The sequence below is a fragment of the Klebsiella sp. 141203 genome (assembly GCF_032601985.1).
GTDB classification, from domain to species: Bacteria; Pseudomonadota; Gammaproteobacteria; order Enterobacterales; family Enterobacteriaceae; genus Klebsiella; species Klebsiella aerogenes.
Window position 1 is genome coordinate 21,043 of the sequence record NZ_JAQIRL010000007.1, and the last position, 22,073, is coordinate 43,115.

General features: G+C 56.1%; 26 protein-coding genes. 15 read left to right on the forward strand and 11 right to left on the reverse strand.

Features of this window, described 5'->3' with window-relative positions; all coding sequences use genetic code 11:
• Window positions 1–115 precede the first annotated feature (115 nt).
• Window positions 116–424, reverse strand: a complete 309-nt coding sequence (gene bsmA, locus PGR29_RS21940) for a biofilm peroxide resistance protein BsmA (protein WP_045379672.1) — start codon at window positions 422–424, stop codon at window positions 116–118.
• A 208-nt stretch (window positions 425–632) separates the two neighbouring features.
• Between bsmA and yjfP the strand changes: the two genes are divergently transcribed.
• Window positions 633–1,349 carry an esterase gene (gene yjfP, locus PGR29_RS21945; protein WP_316425304.1) on the forward strand — a complete coding sequence of 239 codons (717 nt, stop codon included), beginning with the start codon at window positions 633–635 and terminating at the stop codon, window positions 1,347–1,349.
• Here the strand turns inward: yjfP and ulaR are convergent.
• Together ulaR and ulaG are read right to left on the reverse strand one after the other, a co-directional pair.
• On the reverse strand, window positions 1,346–2,101 hold the full coding sequence (ulaR, locus tag PGR29_RS21950) for an HTH-type transcriptional regulator UlaR (protein WP_087858296.1): 756 nt from the start codon (window positions 2,099–2,101) through the stop codon (window positions 1,346–1,348). The genes yjfP and ulaR overlap by 4 nt on opposite strands.
• Before the next feature lie 103 nt (window positions 2,102–2,204).
• Window positions 2,205–3,269 (reverse strand): L-ascorbate 6-phosphate lactonase, encoded by a 1,065-nt coding sequence (gene ulaG / locus PGR29_RS21955; RefSeq protein WP_113374750.1) that lies wholly within the window; start codon window positions 3,267–3,269, stop codon window positions 2,205–2,207.
• A 364-nt stretch (window positions 3,270–3,633) separates the two neighbouring features.
• Here ulaG and ulaA point away from each other — a divergent pair, with 364 nt between their 5' ends.
• The 6 genes from ulaA to PGR29_RS21985 are packed head-to-tail and all read left to right on the forward strand — an operon-like array spanning window position 3,634 to window position 8,048.
• A complete protein-coding gene (ulaA, locus tag PGR29_RS21960; RefSeq protein ID WP_045379663.1) occupies window positions 3,634–5,034 on the forward strand; it encodes a PTS ascorbate transporter subunit IIC in 1,401 nt (466 codons plus the stop codon).
• 12 nt (window positions 5,035–5,046) lie between these two features.
• The gene (gene ulaB / locus PGR29_RS21965) at window positions 5,047–5,352 is read left to right on the forward strand and encodes a PTS ascorbate transporter subunit IIB (RefSeq protein ID WP_001577590.1); all 306 of its coding nucleotides are present in this window, start codon (window positions 5,047–5,049) and stop codon (window positions 5,350–5,352) included.
• Window positions 5,353–5,361: 9 nt separating this feature from the next.
• Window positions 5,362–5,829 carry a PTS ascorbate transporter subunit IIA gene (ulaC, locus tag PGR29_RS21970; protein ID WP_015368614.1) on the forward strand — a complete coding sequence of 156 codons (468 nt, stop codon included), beginning with the start codon at window positions 5,362–5,364 and terminating at the stop codon, window positions 5,827–5,829.
• 15 nt (window positions 5,830–5,844) lie between these two features.
• Window positions 5,845–6,498, forward strand: coding sequence for a 3-keto-L-gulonate-6-phosphate decarboxylase UlaD (gene ulaD, locus PGR29_RS21975; RefSeq protein ID WP_316425305.1), 654 nt, complete (start codon window positions 5,845–5,847; stop codon window positions 6,496–6,498).
• Window positions 6,499–6,507: 9 nt separating this feature from the next.
• Window positions 6,508–7,362, forward strand: a complete 855-nt coding sequence (locus PGR29_RS21980) for an L-ribulose-5-phosphate 3-epimerase (RefSeq protein WP_113374751.1) — start codon at window positions 6,508–6,510, stop codon at window positions 7,360–7,362.
• Complete coding sequence (locus PGR29_RS21985) at window positions 7,362–8,048, forward strand: L-ribulose-5-phosphate 4-epimerase (protein WP_087858300.1); 687 nt, start codon at window positions 7,362–7,364, stop codon at window positions 8,046–8,048. Before PGR29_RS21980 ends, PGR29_RS21985 begins: the two co-directional genes overlap by 1 nt.
• A 61-nt stretch (window positions 8,049–8,109) precedes the next feature.
• Here the strand turns inward: PGR29_RS21985 and PGR29_RS21990 are convergent, their stop codons facing one another.
• Both PGR29_RS21990 and PGR29_RS21995 read right to left on the reverse strand, forming a co-directional pair.
• Window positions 8,110–9,303 carry an MFS transporter gene (locus PGR29_RS21990; protein WP_213794671.1) on the reverse strand — a complete coding sequence of 398 codons (1,194 nt, stop codon included), beginning with the start codon at window positions 9,301–9,303 and terminating at the stop codon, window positions 8,110–8,112.
• 147 nt (window positions 9,304–9,450) lie between these two features.
• Window positions 9,451–9,726, reverse strand: coding sequence for a DUF1471 domain-containing protein (locus PGR29_RS21995; RefSeq protein WP_020079809.1), 276 nt, complete (start codon window positions 9,724–9,726; stop codon window positions 9,451–9,453).
• A 339-nt stretch (window positions 9,727–10,065) separates the two neighbouring features.
• On the opposite strand from PGR29_RS21995, the gene rpsF reads away from it, so the two are divergent.
• The 5 genes from rpsF (at window position 10,066) to PGR29_RS22020 (ending at window position 12,585) form a co-directional block, all read left to right on the forward strand.
• The gene (gene rpsF / locus PGR29_RS22000) at window positions 10,066–10,461 is read left to right on the forward strand and encodes a 30S ribosomal protein S6 (protein WP_004098001.1); all 396 of its coding nucleotides are present in this window, start codon (window positions 10,066–10,068) and stop codon (window positions 10,459–10,461) included.
• A gap of 5 nt (window positions 10,462–10,466) precedes the next feature.
• Window positions 10,467–10,781: a primosomal replication protein N gene (priB, locus tag PGR29_RS22005; RefSeq protein WP_015704181.1), complete on the forward strand. Its 315-nt coding sequence runs from the start codon at window positions 10,467–10,469 to the stop codon at window positions 10,779–10,781.
• Window positions 10,782–10,785: 4 nt separating this feature from the next.
• On the forward strand, window positions 10,786–11,013 hold the full coding sequence (gene rpsR, locus PGR29_RS22010; protein WP_000135199.1) for a 30S ribosomal protein S18: 228 nt from the start codon (window positions 10,786–10,788) through the stop codon (window positions 11,011–11,013).
• Window positions 11,014–11,054: 41 nt separating this feature from the next.
• Entirely contained in the window at window positions 11,055–11,504 is a 450-nt protein-coding gene (gene rplI / locus PGR29_RS22015) for a 50S ribosomal protein L9 (RefSeq protein WP_015368607.1), read from the forward strand.
• Between the two features lie 145 nt (window positions 11,505–11,649).
• Entirely contained in the window at window positions 11,650–12,585 is a 936-nt protein-coding gene (locus PGR29_RS22020) for a DMT family transporter (RefSeq protein ID WP_316425306.1), read from the forward strand.
• Between the two features lie 32 nt (window positions 12,586–12,617).
• On the opposite strand, the gene PGR29_RS22025 is transcribed toward PGR29_RS22020, so the two are convergent.
• Window positions 12,618–13,289 carry a LysM-like peptidoglycan-binding domain-containing protein gene (locus PGR29_RS22025; protein ID WP_316425307.1) on the reverse strand — a complete coding sequence of 224 codons (672 nt, stop codon included), beginning with the start codon at window positions 13,287–13,289 and terminating at the stop codon, window positions 12,618–12,620.
• A 209-nt stretch (window positions 13,290–13,498) separates the two neighbouring features.
• On the opposite strand from PGR29_RS22025, the gene fklB reads away from it, so the two are divergent.
• The gene (fklB, locus tag PGR29_RS22030) at window positions 13,499–14,119 is read left to right on the forward strand and encodes an FKBP-type peptidyl-prolyl cis-trans isomerase (RefSeq protein ID WP_002886687.1); all 621 of its coding nucleotides are present in this window, start codon (window positions 13,499–13,501) and stop codon (window positions 14,117–14,119) included.
• 307 nt (window positions 14,120–14,426) lie between these two features.
• The gene (gene cycA / locus PGR29_RS22035) at window positions 14,427–15,830 is read left to right on the forward strand and encodes a D-serine/D-alanine/glycine transporter (RefSeq protein ID WP_015368603.1); all 1,404 of its coding nucleotides are present in this window, start codon (window positions 14,427–14,429) and stop codon (window positions 15,828–15,830) included.
• A gap of 64 nt (window positions 15,831–15,894) precedes the next feature.
• Here cycA and ytfE read toward each other — a convergent pair whose 3' ends face one another.
• The 4 genes from ytfE to PGR29_RS22055 all read right to left on the reverse strand — a co-directional run bounded on the left by ytfE (window position 15,895) and on the right by PGR29_RS22055 (window position 19,447).
• Complete coding sequence (gene ytfE / locus PGR29_RS22040) at window positions 15,895–16,560, reverse strand: iron-sulfur cluster repair protein YtfE (protein ID WP_213317443.1); 666 nt, start codon at window positions 16,558–16,560, stop codon at window positions 15,895–15,897.
• 82 nt (window positions 16,561–16,642) lie between these two features.
• Window positions 16,643–17,617 (reverse strand): DMT family transporter, encoded by a 975-nt coding sequence (locus PGR29_RS22045; RefSeq protein ID WP_162750236.1) that lies wholly within the window; start codon window positions 17,615–17,617, stop codon window positions 16,643–16,645.
• A 76-nt stretch (window positions 17,618–17,693) separates the two neighbouring features.
• Window positions 17,694–18,518 (reverse strand): AraC family transcriptional regulator, encoded by an 825-nt coding sequence (locus PGR29_RS22050; protein WP_020079805.1) that lies wholly within the window; start codon window positions 18,516–18,518, stop codon window positions 17,694–17,696.
• An 80-nt stretch (window positions 18,519–18,598) separates the two neighbouring features.
• On the reverse strand, window positions 18,599–19,447 hold the full coding sequence (locus PGR29_RS22055) for an SDR family oxidoreductase (RefSeq protein ID WP_045386747.1): 849 nt from the start codon (window positions 19,445–19,447) through the stop codon (window positions 18,599–18,601).
• An 89-nt stretch (window positions 19,448–19,536) separates the two neighbouring features.
• Here PGR29_RS22055 and PGR29_RS22060 point away from each other — a divergent pair, with 89 nt between their 5' ends.
• Window positions 19,537–19,908: a winged helix-turn-helix transcriptional regulator gene (locus PGR29_RS22060; protein WP_087858307.1), complete on the forward strand. Its 372-nt coding sequence runs from the start codon at window positions 19,537–19,539 to the stop codon at window positions 19,906–19,908.
• A 194-nt stretch (window positions 19,909–20,102) separates the two neighbouring features.
• On the opposite strand, the gene PGR29_RS22065 is transcribed toward PGR29_RS22060, so the two are convergent.
• The gene (locus PGR29_RS22065) at window positions 20,103–22,046 is read right to left on the reverse strand and encodes a bifunctional 2',3'-cyclic-nucleotide 2'-phosphodiesterase/3'-nucleotidase (protein ID WP_316425308.1); all 1,944 of its coding nucleotides are present in this window, start codon (window positions 22,044–22,046) and stop codon (window positions 20,103–20,105) included.
• Window positions 22,047–22,073 lie beyond the last annotated feature (27 nt).

Consider the following 22,073-nt stretch of genomic DNA (forward strand, 5'->3'; position numbering starts at 1 on the left):
CGAGGGCAGTCCGTTTGCTAACGTTCTGCCAAAAGGCTGGCTGAACGTTATTATGCGCAGGAGAACGTGAATGGACGCAAAGCAGTGTAAAGCTGGTTAAAAACGCATCACACCGCTATTTATGATACAGAATCGCTTGCGAATACCACTGGCCGGGAACCATGGTGTCATCGATCATGACGATGACGTAGTAATCCGCTTTTGCGGCTTCTGCTTTGGCTTTCAACGCGGTCTCGACATCCATCGGCGAACCGTACATCAGAACGCTGACGGTACCTATCTTTTGCAGGCCCTCAGTCTGATTGCGACGAATCTCCTGCGGATGATCGCTTGCCGGCGGCGGCGCCTCCGGCGTACCCTGCAGGATGCTACATCCGCTTAAGGCGAGAGCCAGTAACCACGGTGTAAACCTACGCATGACCATATCTCGTTTCCTGATAGTGATAGTGTAGTGGTAGCCTGAACATCATTTCTGGGGAATGTTCCCGAATTGTTATCTATCGCGCGATTTTCGAATGAAAATGTTATGAAAGCGTAACCGAGCTCTCAACATTATAAATCGTGCTCAACGTAAAGCTTTGGCGAATGTTTTGGTGCGCAACGTCGTGCCACTATAAAGAAGGAGACGATAGTTGATTACACTCGAAATGCGCAATCTAGCAGGCGGTGAAGCGATCCACGCCTGTCCGGCTGGGATGGCGGATAAACCTCTGCCGGTTATCGTCTTTTATCACGGTTTTACCTCTTCCAAGCTGGTCTACAGCTACTTTGCCGTCGCGCTGGCCGAAGCCGGTTTCCGGGTGGTTATGCCTGATGCCGCCGAACACGGCGCGCGTTTTCACGGCGATGATGCCGGGCGAATGCAGCGCTTTTGGCCGATCCTGCGACAAAATTTTTTTGAGTTTCCCGCACTGCGAGAAGCAATTATCGCTGAAGGTTGGCTGGAGGACGGGCGGCTGGCGGTGGCCGGCGCGTCAATGGGCGGCATGACCGCGCTCGGCATCATGACTCATCATTCTGAGCTTAAATGCGTGGCCTGTCTGATGGGCTCGGGCTATTTCAGTACCCTCGCACAGACGTTGTTTCCGTCACCCGGATTCGATACGGCAAGCCTGGCGGAGTGGGACGTCACTCATCAACTGTCGGCGCTGGCGAATAAGCCGCTGTTGCTGTGGCACGGCGATGCCGATGACGTGGTTCCGCCAGGCGAAACTTTCCGCCTGCAGCAGGCGTTAACGCAGAGCGGCCTGGCAACTAACCTGACCTGCCACTGGCAAAAGGGCGTGCGTCACCGCATTACCCCGGAAGCGCTGGACGCGACCACCGCCTTTTTTTTACAGCACCTTTAAACGCGGATAACCTGCACGCCCTGATCCTCAAGCTGCTTGAGGATCGCTTCATCGGCCTGCTTGCCGGTAATGACCAGGTCGATTTGGCTGGCCTGGCTGAATAGCATCCCGGCGCGTTCGCCGACTTTACTGCTATCGACCAGTACCGCCAGCTTGCCGACGACATTCAGCATTTTCTGTTCGGCCATCGCGGTCAACATATCGGTTTTGTACAATCCCTCGGCGGTCAACCCTTTGCCGCTGGTGAACATCCAGTGCCCGGCATACAGGCTGTTTTCGCTACCTTGCGGGCTGAGGGTGATGAAGTGGCTGTGGTTATATTGCCCCCCCATAATGATCACGCTGTCATGCTCCTGGTCAATCAGATAGTTAGCCAGCGGCAGGTAGTTGGTGATGATCTGCACCGGTTTGCCGCATAATTCACGGCCAAGCAGGAAGGCGGTGGAGCCGCAGTTGATAACGATGCTTTCGCCCGGAGAAACCAGCTGCGAGGCGGCGCGGGCAATCCGCACTTTCTCATCGTGGTTTTGCGCCTGATGAATGTTCATTGGCGACCAACGCGGACGCTGTTCGCTGATGGCTTCCGCGCCATTACGGACTTTTTTCAGCTTGCCGTTTTCATCAAGCTTATTGATATCGCGTCTTGCCGTCGCCGGAGAGATGCCGAGGCGGGAGATTACCTGTTCAACGGTGACGAATCCCGTTTGCGCCAGCAAATCCAGTAAAATTTGATGTCTTTGCGCTTCAGTCATGAGCGAATCCGATTAAAAGTGACAAGCAAAGATGATATTTGAAATTAACGCTAAATACTAATGCGGAAAGGGAATTCCGGCGGGCGTGCCCGCCGGGATACGCTTACAAGAAGGATTTGAACGGCAGGTCCGGCTCAATGGTAAAGCAGTCGTCGAACCCGCGTGGGTAGTGGTACTCGAAATTGTCTTTATCCAGCGGCCAGGTAAATTTACCGCCGACCTGCCAGATAAACGGCTTGAAGCCGTATTTCAGACGATCTTTTTTCATTTCCCACAGCACGCGGATCTCTTGCGGGTCCGCCTGGAAGTTGGACCAGATATCGTGATGGAACGGGATAACCACTTTGGCATTTAGCGATTCCGCCATGCGCAGGATATCGGCGCTGGTCATTTTGTCGGTGATGCCGCGCGGGTTTTCCCCGTAGGAACCGAGGGCGACGTCAATCTGATGGTCGTTACCGTGCTTCGCATAGTAGTTGGAGTAGTGGGAGTCGCCGCTGTGGTACAGGTTGCCGCCCGGCGTTTTGAACAGATAGTTGACCGCGCGCTGGTCCATGCCGTCCGGCAGCACGCCGGCGGCTTTTTGATCGGCAGGCAGGGTAATGAGGGCCGTACGATCGAATGCGTCGAGCGCGTGGATCTCAATGTCTTTGATCTTCACCACATCGCCCGGCTTCATGACGATGCAGCGTTCTGCCGGCACGCCCCAGCCAATCCACAGGTCAACGCAGGTTTTTGGTCCAATAAACGGCACATCGGCGGCGCAGTTTTGCATCACTGCGGCGGCGACGTTAACGTCGATATGATCGTTGTGATCGTGCGTCGCCAGCACGGCGTCAATTTGACGGATGGCGAAAGGATCGAGCACGAATGGCGTAGTGCGCAGGTTCGGCTGCAGTTTTTTCACTCCGGCCATGCGCTGCATCTGGTGGCCGGTTTTCATCAGCGGATTAGCGTGGCTCTGCTTACCGGTGCCGCACCAGAAATCGACGCAAATATTAGCGCCGCCTTCCGATTTTAGCCAAATACCGGTGCATCCCAGCCACCACATGGCAAAGGTGCCCGGCGCAACCTGCTCTTGTTCGATCTCTTCATTCAGCCAGCTGCCCCATTCCGGGAAAGTGCTCAAAATCCAGGATTCACGGGTGATGGTTTGCACTTTACTCATCGATCTCTTCCTCTTTTATTTCAAAAGTAATCAATTGGTGATTTGTTTTGATTGATACTGGCACTGTTTTTTCAGGAATGCAATCGGCTATTTTCGATGAAATGCGGTGATATCGTAGCACTAACGCGCTGAAAACCCCTGAATTTAATATCGGGCATGTATGTATATTGTTGATATTAGTGGTTTGTTTGGTTATCGCGTGACGTGGGAGAGAATACACCCATAAAAAATATGATTATTTGCGTGATGCGTCACATTTAATCAAATTCAATCTTGTTGTGATTGTTTTTGATTATTAGAGTGAGGGCGACGACAACTGCTGAGCGTCATGCGCGTTCTAAGCCTTCCTCTTCTGGAGTGTGTTATGGAGATCCTCTACAACATCTTTACCGTCTTCTTTAATCAGGTAATGACTAATGCCCCGCTGCTGCTGGGTATCGTGACCTGCCTTGGCTATATCTTGTTGCGTAAAAGCGTCAGCGTGATTATCAAAGGCACGATCAAAACCATCATTGGTTTCATGCTGTTACAAGCCGGCTCCGGCATTCTTACCAGCACCTTTAAGCCGGTGGTGGCGAAAATGTCAGAGGTTTATGGCATCAATGGCGCGATTTCCGATACCTACGCCTCAATGATGGCGACCATCGACCGGATGGGCGAGGCCTACAGCTGGGTGGGGTATGCGGTGCTGTTGGCGCTGGCGCTAAACATCTGTTACGTCCTGCTGCGCCGCATTACCGGCATCCGCACTATCATGCTGACTGGCCATATCATGTTTCAGCAGGCGGGGCTGATTGCGGTCTCTTTCTTCATCTTCGGCTACTCCATGTGGACGACCATTATCTGCACCGCGGTGCTGGTCTCCCTGTACTGGGGTATCACCTCCAACATGATGTTCAAGCCGACTCAACTGGTTACCGACGGCTGCGGCTTCTCTATCGGCCACCAACAGCAGTTTGCCTCGTGGATTGCCTATAAAGTGGCGCCGTATCTGGGGAAAAAAGAGGAGAGCGTCGAAGACCTCAAGCTGCCGGGCTGGCTCAATATCTTCCACGACAACATCGTCTCTACCGCGATTGTGATGACCATTTTCTTTGGCGCCATTCTGCTCTCGTTTGGTATCGATGTTGTACAGGCGATGGCGGGCAAAACCCACTGGACGGTCTATATCCTGCAGACTGGTTTCTCCTTCGCCGTGGCCATTTTCATCATTACCCAGGGCGTGCGCATGTTCGTCGCCGAGCTGTCCGAAGCCTTCAACGGCATCTCTCAGCGCCTGATTCCCGGCGCCGTGCTGGCGATTGACTGCGCCGCTATCTATAGCTTCGCGCCGAATGCCGTGGTCTGGGGCTTTATGTGGGGCACCATCGGTCAACTGATTGCCGTTGGTATTCTCGTCGGCATTGGCTCCTCCATTCTGATCATCCCGGGCTTTATCCCAATGTTCTTCTCTAACGCGACGATTGGCGTTTTTGCTAATCACTTCGGCGGCTGGCGCGCGGCGCTCAAGATCTGTCTGGTGATGGGCATGATTGAAATCTTCGGCTGCGTATGGGCGGTGAAGCTGACCGGGATGAGCGCCTGGATGGGCATGGCGGATTGGTCAATCCTGGCGCCGCCGATGATGCAGGGCTTCGCCTCGATAGGGCTGGCGTTTATGGCCGTCATTATTCTGATTTCACTGGCTTATATGTTCTTCGCCGGCCGCGCGCTGCGCGCCGAGGAAGATGCGGAAAAACAACTGGCAGAAGCCTCTGCTCAATAAGGAGTTCTGATTATGACCGTACGTATTCTGGCTGTGTGTGGCAACGGGCAAGGTAGTTCCATGATCATGAAAATGAAGGTGGACCAGTTCCTGACGCAATCAAACATCGACCACACGGTGAACAGCTGCGCGGTAGGTGAGTATAAAAGCGAGCTAAACGGCGCGGATATCATTATTGCCTCGACCCACATCGCAGGCGAAATCACCGTTACTGGCAATAAATACGTGGTTGGCGTGCGCAACATGCTGTCGCCTGCGGATTTCGGCCCAAAACTGCTTGAAGTGATCAAAGCCCACTTCCCGCAGGACGTGAAATAAGGAGCCGCCATGAAACTTCATGATTCTCTGGCGCAGAACCACTCCATACGCCTGCAGGCGGAGGCGGAAAGCTGGCAGGAGGCGGTGAAAATCGGTGTCGATCTGCTGGTGGCCGCCGACGTAGTGGAACCGCGTTACTACCAGGCGATCCTCGATGGCGTCGCGCAGCATGGTCCCTATTTTGTTATCGCGCCGGGGCTGGCGATGCCGCACGGCCGTCCGGAAGAGGGCGTTAAGAAAACCGGCTTTGCGCTGGTGACGCTCAAAAAACCGCTGATTTTCAATCACGAAGATAACGACCCGGTCGACATTCTGATCACCATGGCGGCAGTTGACGCTACCACCCACCAGGAGGTGGGCATCATGCAGATCGTTAACCTGTTTGATGACGAAGCCAATTTCGACCGTTTACGCGCCTGCCGCACCGAGCAGGAAGTGTTGGATTTAATTGAAAACGCCACTGCGGCGGCTGTTTAAGAGGGAGTTGATACGATGTCTCAGTTACCAATGTTGCAGGTTGCGCTGGATAACCAAACCCTGTCTCACGCCTATGAGACCACCCGCCTGATCGCCGAAGAGGTGGATATCATTGAAGTGGGCACGATTCTCTGCGTCGGCGAAGGGGTGCGCGCGGTGCGCGATCTGAAAGCGCTGTACCCGCATAAAATCGTACTGGCGGATGCCAAAATCGCCGATGCCGGAAAAATCCTGTCGCGGATGTGCTTTGAAGCCAACGCCGACTGGGTGACCGTGATCTGCTGCGCCGATATCAACACCGCCAAAGGGGCGCTGGATGTCGCCAAAGAGTTCAACGGCGACGTGCAAATTGAACTGACCGGTTTCTGGACCTGGGAGCAGGCGCAGGCGTGGCGCGACGCGGGCATTCAGCAGGTGGTCTATCACCGCAGCCGCGACGCGCAGGCCGCGGGCGTGGTGTGGAGCGAGGCGGATATCAGCGCGATTAAGCGCCTTTCCGATATGGGCTTCAAAGTCACCGTGACCGGTGGGCTGGCGCTGGAAGACCTGCCGCTGTTCGCCGGTATTCCTATTCACGTCTTTATTGCCGGGCGCAGTATCCGCGATGCCGCCTCGCCGGTGGAAGCGGCTCGCCAGTTTAAACGCTCTATCGCCCAGCTGTGGGGTTAAGGAGCGGCTATGTTGTCGAAACACATTCCGCTCGGTATCTATGAAAAAGCGCTCCCCGGCGGGGAGTGCTGGCTGGAGCGGTTACAGCTCGCGAAAACCCTCGGTTTTGACTTTGTCGAAATGTCGCTTGATGAAACCGATGCTCGTCTCGCCCGGCTGGACTGGAGCCAGGAGCAGCGCCTGGCGCTGGTCAAGGCGGTAGCCGAAACCGGCGTCCGGGTACCATCGATGTGCCTTAGCGCCCATCGTCGTTTTCCGCTCGGCAGCGAAGATGACGCGGTGCGTAATCAGGGACTGGACATCATGCGTAAAGCCATCCAGCTGGCGCAGGATGTGGGGATTCGGGTGATCCAACTGGCGGGCTACGATGTTTATTATCAGCAGGCGAATGATGAAACGCGACGCCGTTTTCGCGAAGGCCTGAAAGAGAGCGTCGGGATGGCCAGCCGGGCCCAGGTGACGCTGGCGATGGAAATCATGGACTATCCGCTGATGAACTCGATCAGTAAGGCGTTGGGCTATGCTCACTACCTGAATAATCCGTGGTTCCAGCTTTATCCGGATATTGGCAATCTGTCGGCGTGGGATAACGACGTACAGATGGAATTGCAGGCCGGCATGGGGCATATCGTGGCGGTACACGTCAAAGATACGAAGCCCGGCGTCTTCAAAAACGTGCCGTTTGGTGAAGGGGTCGTCGATTTTGAACGTTGCTTCGAAACGCTCAAGCAGACAGGCTACTGCGGTCCGTATCTGATTGAAATGTGGAGCGAAACCACCGATGACCCGGCGGCGGAAGTCGCAAAGGCTCGTGACTGGGTGAAGGCGCGGATGGCCCGCGCAGGCCTGACGGAGGCGGCATAATGCAGCAGCTTAAACAGCAGGTATTTGCAGCTAATATGGATCTGCCGCGCTACGGGCTGGTGACCTTTACCTGGGGCAACGTCAGTGCAATCGACCGGCAGCGTGGGCTGGTGGTGATTAAGCCCAGCGGCGTAGCCTACGAGTCTATGACCGTCGATGATATGGTGGTGGTCGATTTGCAGGGCAACGTGGTGGAGGGGCGCTGGCGTCCCTCTTCTGATACCGCTACCCACCTTGCGTTATACCGCCGTTATTCCGGCCTTGGCGGGGTGGTGCATACCCACTCGACGCACGCTACCGCCTGGGCGCAGGCGGGGCTGGCAATCCCGGCGCTCGGTACCACCCACGCGGACTACTTCTTCGGTGATATCCCCTGCACCCGGGCGCTCAGCGCACAGGAGGTGGAAGAGGCCTATGAGCTGAACACCGGGAAGGTGATTATCGAAACGCTGGGCGAGGCTAACCCGTTACATACGCCAGGGATTGTGGTCTATCAGCACGGACCCTTTTCCTGGGGGAAAGATGCCCACGAGGCGGTGCACAATGCGGTGGTGATGGAAGAAGTGGCGCGAATGGCGTGGATCGCCCGCGGGATTAATCCGCAGCTACAGCCCATCGACGGCTGGCTAATGGAGAAACATTTTCTGCGTAAACACGGGCCTGACGCCTACTACGGGCAGAAGTAAGCTACGCGCTCCGGGGCTTTCACCTCAGGGTGAAGCAACTGGTCTGGCCCCGGAGCCGTTTTTAACCCTGACGATAGGCCGATGGCATACAGCGCATGCCGATGAGCGTGACCACGCAAATCATCGCGCCGGCGTAAAACGTCGAGGCTGCGCCGAAGGTTTCCCACAGTACCCCTGCGCCGGTACTGGCCAGCAGCAGCGCCAGGCCGCTCATCAGGTTAAACATGCCGAATGCCGTACCGCGTAGTTCCGGCGGCGCGGTATGCGCAACCATGGCCGCCAGTAGGCCTTGAGTCATCCCCATGTGAATCCCCCACAGCGCGACGCCGATCAGCAGCGTGCTCCAGTGGCCGCTGAGCGCCAGCACGATATCGGCGAGGATCAGCACCAGCAGCCCCCATTGCAGCAGTTTACTGTGACTCATGCTGTCAGAGAGCTTACCGAACGGGTAAGCCGTGAGGCTGTAGACCAGGTTCATCGCGACCATGACCAGCGGAATAGTAAACAGCGGGATCTCCATCTGCTGGGCGCGCAGCACCAAAAAAGCTTCGCTGAAGCGGGCGAGGGTGAAGATACTGCCGATCGCCACCACCCACCAGTAGGCGGCGGAGAGCTTTTTCAGGTTTTCGCGCTTCAGCGGATTGCTACGTTTGTGCGCGATGGCGGATTTCGGCTCCTGCAGGCCAAAGCCCAGTAGAGCAATGGATAGTACGGCGGGAATGACCGCCACCCAGAAGATAGCGTGAAAATCGTTGGCCCAGATGAACATCAGCAGCACCGCCAGCAGCGGGCCGAGAAAGGCGCCGACGGTATCCAGTGCCTGACGTAGCCCGTAGGCCGCGCCACGGATCTCCGGCGGCGTTACGTCGGCGACCAGCGCATCGCGCGGCGCTCCGCGGATACCTTTTCCGACGCGGTCGATCATGCGGGCGCTAAATACCACCCCGGCGCTCGGCGCGAGGGCAAACAGCGGCTTGCTGATCGCCCCCAGCCCGTAGCCAAGCAGCGCCAGCCCTTTGCGTTTGCCAACGTAGTCGCTAATAACGCCGGAGAAGACTTTGAGAATTAAGGCGGTGGCTTCGGCCAGCCCTTCGATAAGACCGATGATAATGACGCTGGCGCCGAGCGTGGTGGCCATAAACAACGGTAGCAGGCTGTGGATCATCTCTGACGAGACATCCATTAACAGGCTGACGCCGCCGAGTACCCAAACTCCTTTAGGGATGCGACCTAACGTCGCGAAACGCGGGACCATCAATCACTCCTGATTAACAAACGGTGAATTGATGATTAAATCAGGTTGCGATGACGCTGGTAAGTCAGTTTGGAAAATAATTCTCAATTGCGTTTACGTAGGCTTTCGCTTCGCCCCTCATGGGGAGAGGCGAAGCATCGACCTGGGTTAGCGGTAAATAGCGGCGCTGGCATGAATAAGGCCATTGCTCTGCGGTTCGTGAATCAGGATTGGCTGGAAGTACTTCGCTCCCAGGGCATCGCTTTCCTGGTTCAGGGCCTGGTCGGCCTCTTGTTCGCTAGCCATATTATGGTTGATATAGATTACGCCCAGACTCTGCACATCATCCATGTTGCGAGCCTGACGCCCATCGATTTTGATGGCTGCCAGCGCGTTGGCGCTAAGGAGTAGCGCAGCCATTACGGCGATGATAATGCTTTTCATAGAACGCTCCTTACTGACAGTACGGGTAAAACGCTGGACTCCTCTTGCTGGTGTCTGGCTATTGATTAAATTGTAATCGCTGGCGCGTCGCCTGATAGCGACCTTTTCTGATGCAGTTGTTCAAAAAAATGCCGCGTTCGTTATTGGTTAATTTTAAATCACCCACTTAGCCCAGCTTGGCGCTTAGTGCGAATTATTTGTGCAAATGCGCTTGTGTTCCTGGGGGGGCGCAATTAGAATGACGCGTCAATTTTTCAGCCGCCCTTTAACACGTTCCTTGCCTCCATGGGCCGCGGCTGACCCAGACAGGAGGCTGAATAATCCGTAAGGAGCAATTCGATGCGTCATTACGAAATCGTTTTTATGGTCCATCCTGACCAGAGCGAACAGGTTCCGGGCATGATCGAACGTTACACTGGTGCAATCACTGCAGCAGAAGGTACGATCCACCGTCTGGAAGACTGGGGCCGCCGTCAGCTGGCTTATCCGATCAACAAACTGCACAAAGCTCACTACGTTCTGCTGAACGTTGAAGCGCCGCAGGAAGCGATCGATGAGCTGGAAACTAACTTCCGCTTCAACGACGCCGTTATCCGCAGCATGGTAATGCGTACTAAGCACGCTGTTACCGAAGCATCTCCGATGGTTAAAGCGAAAGACGAGCGCCGTGAGCGTCGTGAAGATTTCGCTAACGAAACCGCAGATGATTCTGAAGCTGGGGATTCTGAAGAGTAATCCTGATGACCAACCGTCTGGTGTTGTCCGGCACCGTGTGCAGGATGCCCCTTCGAAAGGTCAGCCCGTCAGGAATTCCTCATTGCCAGTTCGTGCTTGAGCATCGTTCTGTGCAGGAGGAAGCCGGTTTTCACCGGCAGGCGTGGTGCCAAATGCCCGTTATTATTAGCGGACACGAGAACCAGGCCATTACTCACAGTATAACGGTCGGTAGCGCAGTCACCGTTCAAGGGTTCATTAGTTGCCATAAGGCAAAGAACGGCTTGAGTAAAATGGTTCTGCATGCCGAGCAGATTGAATTGATAGATTCTGGAGACTAGCCATATGGCACGTTATTTCCGTCGTCGCAAGTTCTGCCGTTTCACCGCGGAAGGCGTTCAAGAGATCGACTATAAAGATATCGCTACGCTGAAAAACTACATCACCGAAAGCGGTAAGATTGTCCCAAGCCGTATCACCGGTACCCGTGCAAAATATCAGCGTCAGCTGGCTCGCGCTATCAAACGCGCACGCTACCTGTCCCTGCTGCCGTACACTGATCGTCATCAGTAATCGGTCACGGTCCATTAATACGACTTTGAGAGGATAAGGTAATGCAAGTTATTCTGCTTGATAAAGTAGCAAACCTGGGTAGCCTGGGTGATCAGGTAAACGTTAAAGCGGGCTATGCTCGTAACTTCCTGGTACCACAGGGTAAAGCTGTTCCAGCTACCAAGAAAAACGTTGAGTTCTTCGAAGCGCGCCGCGCTGAACTGGAAGCCAAACTGGCTGACGTTCTGGCCGCTGCTAACGCACGTGCTGAAGCAATCAACGCACTGGGCACCGTTACCATCGCGTCCAAATCTGGCGACGAAGGTAAACTGTTCGGTTCCATCGGTACTCGCGACATCGCTGACGCTGTTTCTGCAGCTGGCGTTGCCGTTGCGAAGAGCGAAGTTCGCCTGCCGAACGGCGTTCTGCGCACCACCGGTGAGCACGAAGTAGACTTCCAGGTTCACAGCGAAGTCTTCGCTAAACTGGTTGTTAACGTTGTAGCTGAGTAATTTTTTACTCAACTCACGTCGATGCGCCGGCCTTGTGCCGGCGTTTTGCTTTTTAGCGCCAGCCTGATTTTTATCTGGTATGGTAGCTATTCTCGCCACTTTCTGGATGATAAAATAAAACACGATTTTATTTCCGGTAAAGTTAATGGACGCTTCCTCTCCGACCCCCTCGATTTTTGCTAATAAAAAAGTAGCTTATGTCTGCGCGACGCTATGCTGTCTGCTGTGGGGCAGTTCTTATCCCGCGATAAAAAGCGGTTATGAACTTCTGCACATCGCCACCGATGATGTCCCCTCAAAAATTGTTTTTGCCGGCTATCGCTTCCTCTTTGCGGGCTTATTGTTGCTGCTGTTTGCGCTGGCGCAGCGCAAACCCATCGCCCGACTCAATGGCCGCCAGTGCGGGCAACTGGCGATGCTGGGGCTAACGCAGACCGCTATCCAGTACGCCTTCTTCTACGTCGGCCTGGCATTTACCACCGGGGTAAAGGGATCGATCATGAATGCCACCGGAACGTTCTTCAGCGTTCTGCTGGCGCATTTTATCTACCAGAATGACCGGCTCAGCTATAACAAGACGATCGGCTGCGTGCTTGGCTTTATTGGCGTGATGTTGGTGAACTTCAACACCTCATTGGGCGATTTTAATTTTGTCTGGCAGGGGGATGGATTTGTTGTGCTGGCGGCGTTCATCCTCTCGGCGGCGACGCTCTACGGCAAACGCATCTCGCAAACCGTCGACCCAACGGTGATGACCGGCTGGCAATTGGCCTTCGGCGGTCTGGTGCTGGTAGCGGGCGGGTATTTGACCGGCGGGGAGCTACGGATGCACAGCCTGACCGCAGCGATGATCCTTGGCTATTTAACTCTGCTGTCGTCGATAGCTTTTGCGCTATGGAGCGTGCTGCTCAAGCACAACCGCGTCAGTATGATTGCACCGTTTAATTTTGTTATCCCGGTGGCCGGAACGGTGCTGTCAGCGATCTTTCTTGGCGAGAATATCTTTGAGTGGAAGTACGCGATCGCGCTGGTGCTGGTGTGTGTAGGGATCCGCTGGGTGAACAAAAGCCAGGCGCGTTAGGCCGGGAGTACAACCCGGCCTAAGCGAAGCGTTTATCGCGCGCGCACGAAGCTGCCGTTCGACTGGCGGGTGAACAGCACCTGCTGGCCGTTGCCGGTATCAATAGTGAGGCCGGTGACCACGCCGTTGGCGTTCTGGCGAATTTGCACCGTCTGTCCACTCTGCAAGGTGCTTAATGGTTTGCCGGCGCCTTCGACCTGCGCCATGGCGTAGACGTCAGTGGCTGGCAGACCGTGGTCGCGGAACAGCTGCGCCAGCGTTTTACCGGATTCAATCCGGTAGGTGCGCCATTGCTGTTCAATGCCCGGAGCAGACTGCTGCTGCGCCGGTTGTTGATACGGCTGAGAAGAGGAAGCGGTTTGCGTCTGGTCCGGCTGTTCATCCTGAATAGCTTCAGGCGCCACAGGCGCAACCTGATCGGCATCGCTGACCGTCGGCGTATTGGTGATTGGCGGAAGCGGCACGGCCTGATTGCCTGAACCTTGCGGCTGAGACTGGGACTGTAGATCGAGACTGGCTTCGCGGCTGGCCTGAGTCGGCGTGCTGTTATCGCCGGAAGGGAGCAGGAAACCAATAATGACCAGCAGGAAGCCGGCAATGATGCCGCGGCGATGCATGGGCGGTAGCGGATCCATAAGACGAAGTTGATCCGGGGCGTGCCAGATCTTCGCCAGGGTAGATGTCAGTTCAAAGCGCCCGGGCATGGCTTTCCTCCTGCTCCGCATATTTTTATCCTGCTTATGAGTATAGACGGCTAACGTCCTGAAGGTAGAGGTTAACCTGATATCGCCTATTGTTTCTGTTTCGCTGAGATTTGTCATCATCCGCCGACAAAGTTTTACCCATTCCTCTATGGCTGTTATGCTTTCGAACGCTTTTCTCCAGATGTTTATCACCCAAAAAAGGAACAAAGATGGCAACCCCGACTTTTGACACTATCGAAGCGCAGGCAAGTTACGGTATCGGCTTGCAGGTTGGACAACAACTGAGCGAATCCGGCCTGCAGGGGCTGCTGCCGGAAGCGCTGGTTGCCGGCATTGCCGATGCGCTGGAAGGTAATCAGCCACAGGTGCCGGTTGAAGCGGTACACCGTGCGCTGCGTGAAATCCATGAACGCGCTGACGCTGTGCGTCGCGAGCGCTTCCAGGCGATGGCCGCTGATGGCCAGAAATACCTCGATGAAAACCGTGAAAAAGAAGGCGTGAACAGCACTGAATCCGGCCTGCAGTTCCGCGTCTTGACGCAGGGCGAAGGCCCGATCCCGGCGCGCACCGACCGTGTACGCGTTCACTACACCGGCAAACTTATCGACGGTACCGTATTTGATAGTTCCGTGGCCCGCGGCGAACCGGCTGAATTCCCGGTGACCGGCGTGATCGGCGGCTGGATCGAAGCGCTGACCCTGATGCCGGTGGGTTCCAAATGGGAGCTGACCATTCCGCACAACCTGGCTTACGGCGAGCGCGGCGCGGGTGCTTCTATCCCGCCATTCAGCACCCTCATCTTCGAAGTTGAGCTGCTGGACATTATTTAAGCACCAGGGGCTTCCTCTCCTGTCAGGGGGAGGGAGCCAACAAAAACAGTGCAAAATCCTTAAGTTATAAATTTATTGGAATTTTATATTGCATATAAGTTCGTTGAGTGTATTTTTGTGAGCTGTTTCGCGTTACATTGGTGATATAACACTCACTTTAAACATAAAATTAACATTATATCTAAATCATAGTATTCATCCCTCCGATTCTTACCTAATATCGATAAACCCTCTTGCCAGGGTTGCGACAAATGACAGGCCAACAGAGCCTGAACAACACAGACAGGTACAACAGGAAGAAAATCACATGGTAGATCAGGTCAAAGTCGTTGCCGACGAGCAGGAGACGACTGAACAATCGCTACGGCGAAATCTCACTAACCGGCATATTCAGCTTATTGCTATCGGCGGGGCGATCGGCACCGGGCTGTTTATGGGTTCCGGCAAGACCATCAGTCTCGCCGGGCCATCCATTATTTTTGTTTATATGATCATCGGTTTTATGCTGTTCTTCGTCATGCGCGCGATGGGCGAATTGCTGCTGTCAAACCTCGAATATAAATCATTCAGTGATTTCGCCTCCGACCTGTTAGGGCCGTGGGCGGGGTATTTTACCGGCTGGACCTACTGGTTCTGCTGGGTGGTCACCGGGATGGCGGACGTTGTCGCCATCACCGCCTACGCGCAGTTCTGGTTCCCCGGACTTTCTGACTGGGTCGCTTCGCTGGCGGTTATCCTGCTGCTGCTGGGCCTGAACCTCGCTACCGTGAAGATGTTTGGCGAAATGGAGTTCTGGTTCGCGATGATCAAAATCGTCGCCATCGTGGCGCTGATCGTGGTCGGCCTGGTGATGGTGATGATGCACTTTAAATCGCCGACCGGCGTTGAAGCCTCATTCGCGCATCTGTGGAATGACGGCGGCTGGTTCCCGAAAGGCCTCAGCGGCTTCTTTGCCGGTTTCCAGATAGCGGTATTCGCCTTCGTGGGTATTGAGCTGGTCGGTACCACCGCGGCGGAAACCAAGGACCCGGAAAAATCGCTGCCGCGGGCTATCAACTCCATTCCGCTACGTATCATTATGTTCTACGTCTTCGCGCTGATTGTGATTATGTCGGTGACACCGTGGAGCTCCGTCGTGCCGAGCAAGAGCCCCTTCGTTGAACTGTTTGTTCTGGTCGGCCTGCCGGCTGCCGCCAGCCTGATCAACTTCGTGGTACTGACTTCCGCCGCCTCTTCCGCTAACAGTGGAGTGTTCTCCACCAGCCGTATGCTGTTCGGTCTGGCGCAGGAAGGTCAGGCGCCGAAAATGTTCGCCAAGTTGTCTAAACGTGCGGTGCCGGCGAAGGGCTTAACCTTCTCCTGCATGTGCCTGCTGGGCGGCGTGGTGATGTTGATGGTCAACCCGAGCGTGATTGCCGCGTTCACCATGATCACCACGGTGTCGGCAATTCTGTTCATGTTCGTCTGGACCATTATCCTCTGCTCTTACCTGGTCTATCGTAAAAAGCGTCCGCAGCTGCACGAGAAGTCCATCTATAAGATGCCGCTGGGTAAAGTGATGTGCTGGGTGTGCATGGCCTTCTTCGTCTTCGTACTGGTGCTGTTGACGCTGGAAGATGATACCCGCGAGGCGCTGATGGTCACCCCGCTGTGGTTTGTTCTGCTGGGCGCAGGCTGGCTGTTTGCCGGTAAAAAACGTCTGGCGAAATAAAAAAGGCCACCCGGAGTGGCCAATAAACTGACAATGTCGAGAGGGCGCCTGCGGGCGCCTTTTTTTATGATTTTCCGGCGAGGGCACGCGGGAACAGCACGTTATTTTCCAGACTGATGTGCTCCATCAGGTCGTCAATCATCTCGTTAATGCCGTTGTACATCGCTTTCCAGGTGGTGCAGGCTTCCGGCGGCGGTGTCACGTTATGGGTGATGTGCTTGATGACTTCCAACAGTTCGCCCGCCTCGTCGTGCTCGCTTTCCATCACGCTGATAGGACCACCGGCCTGGGTTCCCATCCCCTGTTTGATCATCGGGAACAGAATCTGCTCTTCTTTCATCATGTGGCTGGAGAGCTCCTGGTGCAGCATGGTCAGGTATTTAGTTAGCCCTTTTGGCACGTTCGGTTTATCGGCGTGGACGCGTTCAACCTTGGTTGCCTGCAGGATCAGTTCCGGCAGCTGTTCACGGTGACGATCATGATAGCGAACGATGATGTGGTCGATGATGTCGGTGAACGGCGCGGCGCGCCAGTCGCGCTCGATCGGCTGCTCGGCCAGTTTTGCCAGTTCGGCTTCAATCGCCGCGACGTCCAGCGCTTTGCGCGCCGCCGCGCGATCCAGGGTTTGTTTGCCGCCGCAGCAGTAATCCATATCGTATTTACGGAACAGCGCGGAGGCGCGCGGGATGCTCAGCGCCAGCTCGCCTAAAGGTTGGTCACGGAAAGCCATAGCAGTTACCTCGTCATCAAGAATATAAGATGTATATTAAATGCATCTTTAATCCATGGGAATACCCCTTTAGGATACCAGGTTATTTTTTTGGCTCGACGCGCAGTTCCTGCAGAACCGGTTTTTCCGGGCGGGCGCGAACCGCCGACACCACACCGAGCACCAGCAGCAGGATCCCGCTCAGCGTCAGCAGCGGAGGCAGACTCTGGCGTAGCAGGAAGGTGTACAGCAGACCGGCCAGCGTCTCGAAGACGATCAGCGGCCCGAGGATCACCGTCGGCAGGCGCTGGCTGGCAATGTTCCAGCACAGTGCGCCGACCCACGAGCAGAGCACGGCGATCGCCAGCATCAGGACGATGAACACCGCCGGGCGCGGGCCGAAGGGGAGCGGGAAGTCGCTATGCTGGCCCTGCAGCCATCCGCAGGCGGCAATATAACCGACCAGCGATACCGGCAGGGTGACCAACGCCTGCGCGGTGGCCCACATCATCGGCGGCTTATCCGGGTTTTCACGCAGCCAGCGGGCGTTGCGCAGGGCGTACCACGCCCAGCAGACGACGGCGATCAGCGCGAGAACAATGCCCGAACCATAGCGCCACGGGCTGAAATCAGGAAGCCCGTGCTGCAGCTCCGCCACGTTGACGCACACCAGCCCCAGGGCGATACAGATTAGCGCCGGAAATAGCCGCCGCCACGGTAGCTTGCCATCGCGCTGGCTATACAGTAGGTTGGCGCACACCGGCAATACTACCGGCAGGGTGCCGATAATCATTGTCGAGACCGGCGCGCCGGTGCGCTGAATGGCGCTGGCAAGACAGAAGTAATAGATCAGGTTCCCCATCATGGTCAGCGCCAGCGCGGTCCACCAATCCTTGCCGTTCAGCTGCCGCAGACGCGCGCGGCCGAGCCACGCCAGCGGCAAGGCGATAAGTCCCAGCGCCAGATAGCGCCCCATCGACTGCAGCACCGCGGGATATTCCGGCACCAGCAACGGGCCGACGAAAATCAGCCCCCACATTAACCCCGCCAGCAGGGCATACAACACGCCGCTAATCATGATGACATCCATCTTCAGTTTGCTTGCGCCAAGTGTAGGAGGGCGCGAGGGTAAGAATATTGTATGAGATTGCGCTTTAGCGCCCGGCGACCTGTTTTTGATAACGCACCGGCGTGATGCCGTAGCGACGGGTGAAGGCGCGGGTTAAATGTGACTGGTCGGTTAATCCGGCGGCGATGGCCACTTCGGCGGCGGGCATGCCGTGGGTCAGAAACGCCTTGGCGCGCCACAGGCGAATCGCCATCAGCATCTGGTGCGGGGTAACGTGAAAGTGGGCTTTAAACTGGCGCTGGAAGTGATAGGGGCTGAGCGCTGCCACCTGCGCCAGTTCATCAAGGCTGACGGCGCGCATATAGTTATCGTGCAGGTAGTCGCGTACCCGATCGAAGCGGTGCGCCGCTTCCGGCGCCATTGGCGCATGGTGAGCCAGCGGGCGAAAGGTATCAACCAGGTCGAGCAGCATCCCTTGCTGCGCCAGCGGATCGTCAGCGTGCCACAGGCCGTAAATCAGTTGGCCGATTTGCCGGGCGCGCTGCGGCTCCTGGCGCACGACCTCACTGAACCACCAGTGGCGAACGCCGGTGAAGGCTTCCAGCCGATCCGGCTCCAGATAAATCATCCGGTAGCGCCAGCCTTCGGCGGTTTCCGCCTCGCCGGTATGGAGCTCATCCGGATTCATGGTGACGATGGAATTGGCTGAAGCGACGTGCTGACTACCGCGATAGCGAAAGCGTTCGGCGCCTTGTTCAATCACGCCGATGCCGAAGGCTTCGTGGGTATGCGGTTCAAAGGCATAACGAGAAATATGGGCGTGATAGAGCTCTACGCCGGGAAGTTGTTCGAGATGGCGAAAGCGCGCGCGGTCTTTTTCATCGCTAAATTGTGGTGGTACGCCCTGCATGCCGTGTCTCCCGACGATTCATCCCTTCAATATTAGAGATGAAGCGCCGGGACGCAACCGCAAAAACTGACAGGGATTGGTTAGATGATGCCTTTTACGCTATCGGCAAGCGACGTGGTCGGGCGGCCAATCAGTTTGCTCAGGGTGCGGCTGTCGTCAAACAGTCCGCCTTTCGACGCGCCGGTATCGGAATCCGCCAGCATATCGGCAAGCCCGGCCGGCAGGCCGACGTTCTTCAACGCGGCGGCGAAATCGGCTTCGCTGAGGTTCTGATAAACCACATTTTTCCCGCTTTGCTTGCTCAGCTCGGCAGCCAGTTCGCTCAGAGTCCAGGCGTTGTCTCCCGCCAGTTCGTAAACTTTCCCGGCATGGCCCTCGCCGGCGATAACGTGGGCGGCGGCGGCGGCATAATCGGCACGGGTGGCGGAGGCGATTTTACCCTCCCCGGCGGCGCCAATAAACACGCCGTGTTCCAGCGCCGGCGGCGCGCTGGCCAGATAGTTTTCGGTATACCAGCCGTTGCGCAGCAGCGCGTAAGGAATACCGGAATCAGCCAGCATTTGTTCGGTTTCGATATGTTCACCGGCCAGGCCCAGCGGTGAGGTATCGGCGTGCAGCAGGCTGGTATAGGCGATAAATTTCACCCCAGCGGCTTTGGCGGCGTTGATGACGTTACGGTGCTGGACGGCACGCTGGCCGACTTCGCTTGAGGAGATTAATAGCAGTTTATCAACCCCCTGCAGCGCGGCAGTAAGCGCGGCTTCATCGCCGTATTCGGCCTGCCGCACAATCACGCCCTGCTGGCTGAGCGCTTGCGCTTTCGCCGGGTTGCGGACAATCGCCACAATCTGGCTGGCGGGGACGGTTTTTAACAGATCATGCAGTACGTGCTGGCCAAGCTGGCCGGTGGCGCCGGTAATCGCGATCATAGTTCTTCTCCTTCGTGTTCATTGGCAGTTGTGGTAAGCTAACACCTTAACTAACTTTTAGTAAGTACGTACAAAAAGGTAAGTATAAAATGGCCGAACCGACGCTGAGCGACAAACTGCGCAACGGGGATCTGTTTGCTGAACAGTGCCCGTCGCGTGATGTGCTAAAACACGTGACCAGCCGCTGGGGCGTGTTGATTCTGGTGGCGCTTCGCGAGGGGACTCACCGCTTTAGCGATCTGCGGCGCAAAATGGGTGGCGTCAGCGAAAAAATGCTGGCGCAATCCTTACAGGCGCTGGAACTGGATGGCTTTATCGACCGCGTCTCGTATCCGGTGGTGCCGCCGCATGTTGAATATAGCCTGACGCCGCTCGGTCTGCAGGTGAGCGAGAAGGTGGCGGCGCTGGCGGACTGGATCGAGCTGAATCTCCCCGCGGTGCTGGCTAACCACGGGGAGTGAAAAAGTATCACTCTCTGTAACCCCGGATAGCGGCTGGCGCCTTATCCGGGCTACCAGCCACCTCCGCTTTGTAGCCCCGGTAAGCGCAGCGCCACCGGGGAGCTGTACCCGGATAGCGGCTGGCGCCTAATCCGGGCTACCAGCCAGCTCCGCTTTGTAGCCCCGGTAAGCGCAGCGCCACCGGGGAACAGGCATTATTGACTCAAATCCAGCTGATAAATAGCGAAGCCGATATCATCGGTCGCTACCTGTCGCATCGGATACTGCGCTTTCTCTTTGATAAACGCCGCGGCTTTGTCGCCTGGCGAGGTCTCAAAGCGAATATCCAGCGGCGTTTTGCTGTGGATCGGCGCCAGACGCCAGTTGTTATCCGCCGCCGGATGGATCGCACCATCCTTCTTCGACTGCGCGCCAATCCACGCCGCCAGCACCGAACGGTTTTCGTCCGGGGAGGCAAAAGCGATATGGTCGTCGCCGGTACCGGCGAATTTGCCGCCGTAGGCGCGATAGTTATTGGTGGCGACGAGGAAGGTGGCCTGCGGATCGATAGGCTTACCGTTAAAGGTCAGGTCTTTAATGCGTTCTGACTGCGGGTGAATCATCTGGCACTCGCCGTCGTAGCGCGCCGGTTGACTCACGTCGATCTGGTAATTTACGCCGTCAATCACGTCGAAGTTATAGGTGCGGAACCCGTCCCAGTTAATCAGCGACTGCGGTTTGCTGCTGGCGGTGTCAATCTGGTTAAACTGCCCGGCTGAGCATTCGAGCCACTCCTTGACCTCTTTACCGCTTACCTTCATCACCACCAGCGTGTTCGGGTAGAGATAGAGGTCGGCGGCGTTACGGAAGGTGAGCTGGCCTTTTTCCACTTCGACAAAGCTTGCCGGATCGTTTTTACGCCCGCCTACTTTAAACGGCGCGGCGGCGGAGAGTACCGGCAGTTTAGCCAGATCTGGATCGCCCTGGATGTAGTGCTCGACATAGGCCTTTTGCGCCATGTTGACCACCTGCACCGTCGGGTCGTCCTGCACCAGCGCCAGGTAGCTGTACATGTTGTCGGCGGACTTGCCGATAGGCTTGCTGACGAATTCGCGTGTGGCGTCGTGATCGGCTTTCAGCACCGCCACCATTTTACTATCTTCCGCCGCCAGCGACTTTTTCGCTACCGCGTCGTAAATAGGTCGCGCTTCGGCTTTGGCCTGCGCCACTTGCCATTTACCGCTATCGTTATTCAGCACTAAATCGACCACCCCGAGATGATCGCCCCACATTCCCGGCATCACCGCCGGGATCCCGTTCAGCGTACCTTTGGCGATATCCGCGCCTTTAATGGTGGCGAAGTCTTTACCGGGGAACAGCGCGTGGGCGTGGCCGAACATGATGGCGTCAACGCCGGGTACCTGGCTTAAGTAGTAGACCGAGTTTTCCGCCATTGCCTGATACGGATCGGCGGAGAGCCCCGAATGCGCGACCACCACGACCACATCAGCGCCTTTCGCGCGCATCTCCGGCACGTACTTGCGCGCGGTTTCGGTGATGTCGTTGACCTTCACCTTGCCGCTGAGGTTGGCTTTATCCCAGGTCATGATCTGCGGCGGCACAAAACCGATGTAGCCGATGCGCAGGGTATGGGGCTGACCATCGCTATCCTGAACCTGGGTATCCTGAATCAGGTATGGCGTAAACATCGGTTTCCCGGTTTTTACATCAATAATATTGGCATTAACGTAAGGGAACTTCGCCCCGGCTAGCGCTTTATGCAGGAAGTCGAGGCCATAGTTAAATTCATGGTTGCCCAGGTTGCCGACGGCGTAATTCAGGGTGTTCATCGCCTTGTAAACCGGATGCACATCCCCCTCTTTGAGCCCTTTTGCCGCCATATAGTCGCCCAGTGGACTACCCTGAATAACATCACCGTTATCCACCAGCACGCTGTTTTTCGCTTCCGCACGGGCTTGTTCAATCAGGCTGGCGGTTCTGACCAGACCGAATTTTTCCGTGGCGGTATCTTTGTAGTAATCGAAATCCATCATATTGCTGTGCAGATCGGTGGTTTCCATGATCCGCAGGTCGACCGTCGCCGCGTTGACGCTGGCCGCCACCAGCGTGGCCAGCAGCGTTGCGCTAAACTTAATCATCAGAGGCGTCCTTTTTTATGAGCAATG